The 3,089-nt window shown below is 66.2% G+C and carries 4 protein-coding genes; 3 read left to right on the forward strand and 1 reads right to left on the reverse strand.

The window, feature by feature from the left end; all coding sequences use genetic code 11:
• Nucleotides 1-388: SMP-30/gluconolactonase/LRE family protein (locus Q0105_RS21530; RefSeq protein WP_298214977.1), on the reverse strand; the 388-nt coding region annotated here is incomplete at its 3' end.
• A gap of 424 nt (nt 389-812) precedes the next feature.
• Here Q0105_RS21530 and Q0105_RS21535 point away from each other — a divergent pair.
• The 3 genes from Q0105_RS21535 to Q0105_RS21545 form a co-directional block, all read left to right on the forward strand.
• Nucleotides 813-1,745, forward strand: coding sequence for a LysR family transcriptional regulator (locus Q0105_RS21535; RefSeq protein WP_298214979.1), 933 nt, complete (start codon nt 813-815; stop codon nt 1,743-1,745).
• A gap of 51 nt (nt 1,746-1,796) precedes the next feature.
• Nucleotides 1,797-2,447: a response regulator transcription factor gene (locus Q0105_RS21540; RefSeq protein ID WP_298214981.1), complete on the forward strand. Its 651-nt coding sequence runs from the start codon at nt 1,797-1,799 to the stop codon at nt 2,445-2,447.
• Nucleotides 2,448-2,627: 180 nt separating this feature from the next.
• Nucleotides 2,628-3,089: response regulator transcription factor (locus Q0105_RS21545; protein WP_298214983.1), on the forward strand; the 462-nt coding region annotated here is incomplete at its 3' end.

Raw genomic sequence — 3,089 nt, forward strand, 5'->3', positions numbered from 1 at the left:
CCACATCGCCCTGCTGCGTGTAGCCGCCGCTGCCGTTGGGCGTGTACTTGCGGATGGTGTTGTTGCTCGTATCGGCTACGAAGATATTGCCCGCGCCGTCCACGGCCACGCCAGAGGGGGTGTTCAGCCCAGTATTCGCCACATCGCCCTGCTGCGTGTAGCCGCCGCTGCCGTTGGGCGTGTACTTGCGGATGGTGTTGTTGCTCGTATCGGCCACGAAGACGTTGCCCGTGCCGTCTGCGGCCACGCCAAAGGGGGAGTCCAGCCCTGCGCCCACCACGGTGCTCACGCTCCACCCCTGCGCCCACCCCCAGGCGGGCAGCAGCAGCCAGGGCAACAGGCACAGCAGGCGGATGAGAGAAACGCAAAGGGGGATGGGTTTGCTCATAATTTGATAGCTTTTTGTGCTTATTGGGCGGGCGCTGAAAGGTGTTTTGATTGAAGAAACGGCCTTACACCGCTGCGCGGCCACAAAGGGTGGGCTGGCTGGCCGCCTGCGCGGCACCACCAGCCGTGAGCAGGGGCGGCGGTGAGCGCGAGTTTTCTTTGGCATTCTTTTGGCCTCCAGCGCTTTTCTGGCAAGCGCAAGCAGCTATGAATTCAGGCGTAAAAAGTCGACCTGTTCCTGCGCATGGTCGGCATGGTAGGGATTTGCGGCGGTTTTGTATGTCCCCAAAACGGATGACAAGGGCAGGGGAGTGGAGAAGTTGTGGATAAAAAGTCGCTTTGGCGCTTATCCATAAAGCGCAAGCAGCTATCAATTTTGATGAATCCTGTTTTCGCCAGGGTGGATGTCTCCATAATCTCCGCCCATGGACAAACTCAAGGCCTTTGAATCCTTTGTGTCGGTCGCCACGCGCGGAAGCCTCACGGCGGCGGCCAAGGCCGAGGGCGTGGCGCCCGCCATCATGGGCAGGCGGCTTGATGCGCTGGAGGAGCACCTGGGCGTGAAGCTGCTCGTGCGCACCACGCGCCGCATCAGCCTTACGCACGAGGGCAGCGCTTTTTTGGAAGACTGCCAGCGCCTGTTGTCCGACGTGGCCAATGCCGAGGCTAGCGTGTCCGAGGGCGGGGTCAAGGCCACGGGCCATTTGCGCATCACCGCGCCCGCAGGTTTTGGCCGCCGCCACGTGGCGCCGCTGGTGCCGCGTTTTCGCACCGCGCACCCGGACGTGACCATTTCGCTCAACCTCAGCGACCGCGTGGTGGACCTGGCGGGCGAGGGTTTTGACTGCGCGGTGCGTGTGGGCGACCTGCCGGACTCGTCGCTGGTGAGCGTGCGCATTGCCGACAACCGCCGCCTGTGTGTGGCCACACCCGAATACCTGGCCCGGCGCGGCACGCCGCGTGCCCCGGCCGAGCTGCTGCAGCACGACTGCCTCACGCTGTCCAGCGACGCTTCGCAGACGCGCGGCTGGGCGTTCAGAGTGCCCCACGCCAGCGGCTCCACCGAGGTCATGCATTTAAAGCCCGGCGGCCCGCTCGATTGCTCTGACGGCCAGGTGCTACACGACTGGTGCCTGGGCGGCTGGGGTATTGCCTGGCGCAGCACCTGGGAGGTCGAGGCCGAGATCGCCGCAGGGCGCCTGGTGGCGGTGCTGGAGGACTTTGCCGCGCCGCCCAACGGCATCTACGTGGTGTTTCCGCAGCGCAAGCACCTGCCCCTGCGGGTGCGGCTGTGGATCGACTTTCTCAAATACCAATACGCCCAGCCCGCGTTCTGGCAAGGCCCAGAGGGCGCGTGAGCGCGCCGTAGTGAATGGGGCGGGGCGCCGCCGTGGCAGACTGTGAACCCCATGTCCTCCGAGCCCACGCTCCTGGTCGCTGACGACCACCCCCTGTTCCGTGCCGCCGTGCTGCACGTGTTGCAGGGGCGCCTGCCCCGGTTTCGCACGCTCGAGGCCGCCAGCGCCGCCACCCTGGGCCAGGCGCTGGCAGAGCACCCCGAGGTGGAGCTGGTGCTGCTGGACCTGAGCATGCCCGGCGCGCGCGGCTTCTCGGCCTTGCTGCATGTGCGCGGCGAATACCCCGAGCTGCCCGTGGTGATCATCTCGTCCAACGACCACCCGCGCGTCATCCGCCGCGCGCAGCAATTTGGCGCGGCGGGCTTCATCCCCAAGTCCGCGCCCGCCGAGACCATGGGCGATGCCGTTGTGGCGGTGCTCGACGGCGGAAGCTGGTTCCCGCCCATGGCCGCCGAGCGCTCCGAGGCCGACGCCGAGCTGGCCGCCCGCCTGGCCCAGCTCACGCCCCAGCAGTTTCGTGTGCTGCTGTGCCTGGCCGACGGCCTGCTCAACAAACAGATCGCCGCCACGCTGGGCCTGGCCGAAAACACCGTCAAGGTGCATGTCACGGCCATTCTCAAAAAGCTGGCCTGCTACAGCCGCACGCAGGCGGCGGTGCTGGTGAAAAGCCTGGAGACGGAAGACGGCGCCTCTTCGGACTGATGCAACGCCAGTGCATGAACTGACATGAGTCGAATCAACCGCTAGCGCTTGTTCATCAAGCGCAAGCTGCTATAAAAATTGATGTAAATGGAGCGATTGCCGCTCCCCGTGCCGCGCGCCACGCTGGCGGCGCAGGGAGCCGCTGGCCGCGTGGGAGACGGCGTGGTGATAATCGTGCCCATGTCCACGCCCATCTCTCCGTCTGAACCCGCGCTGCGCGTGGGTGTCGTTGAGGATGACATGGCCAGCCGCGACACCTTCGTGGCCATGATCGGCGCGCAGCCCGACCTGGCACTGGCCATGGTGGCGGCCAGTTGCACCGAGGCGCTGGACCTGCTGCCACAGGCGCCCATGGACGTGCTGCTGGTGGACCTGGGCCTGCCCGACGGATCGGGCCTGGACGTGATCCGCGCCGCGCGCGTGCAGTGGCCCGATTGCGGCATTCTGGTGAGCACTATTTTTGGTGACGAAGACCATGTGCTGCGCTCCATCGAAGCCGGGGCCATGGGCTACCTGCTCAAGGACGTGAGCGCCGCCGAGCTGGCGCAAGAGATCCGCAGCCTGCACGCGGGCGGCAGCCCCATCAGCCCCATGGTGGCGCGCAAGATACTGGCGCGCGCCGCAGCCAGCCTGCTGCCCGCT

Origin of the sequence: Acidovorax sp., assembly GCF_027492855.1 — a bacterium.
GTDB lineage: Bacteria > Pseudomonadota > Gammaproteobacteria > Burkholderiales > Burkholderiaceae_C > Acidovorax.

What these genes read in the sequence shown, in the direction of transcription:
- Q0105_RS21535 (WP_298214979.1), top strand. Translation starts at nt 813, where the DNA reads ATGGACAAACTCAAGGCCTTTGAATCCTTTGTGTCGGTCGCCACGCGC.
- Q0105_RS21540 (WP_298214981.1), top strand. Translation starts at nt 1,797, where the DNA reads ATGTCCTCCGAGCCCACGCTCCTGGTCGCTGACGACCACCCCCTGTTC.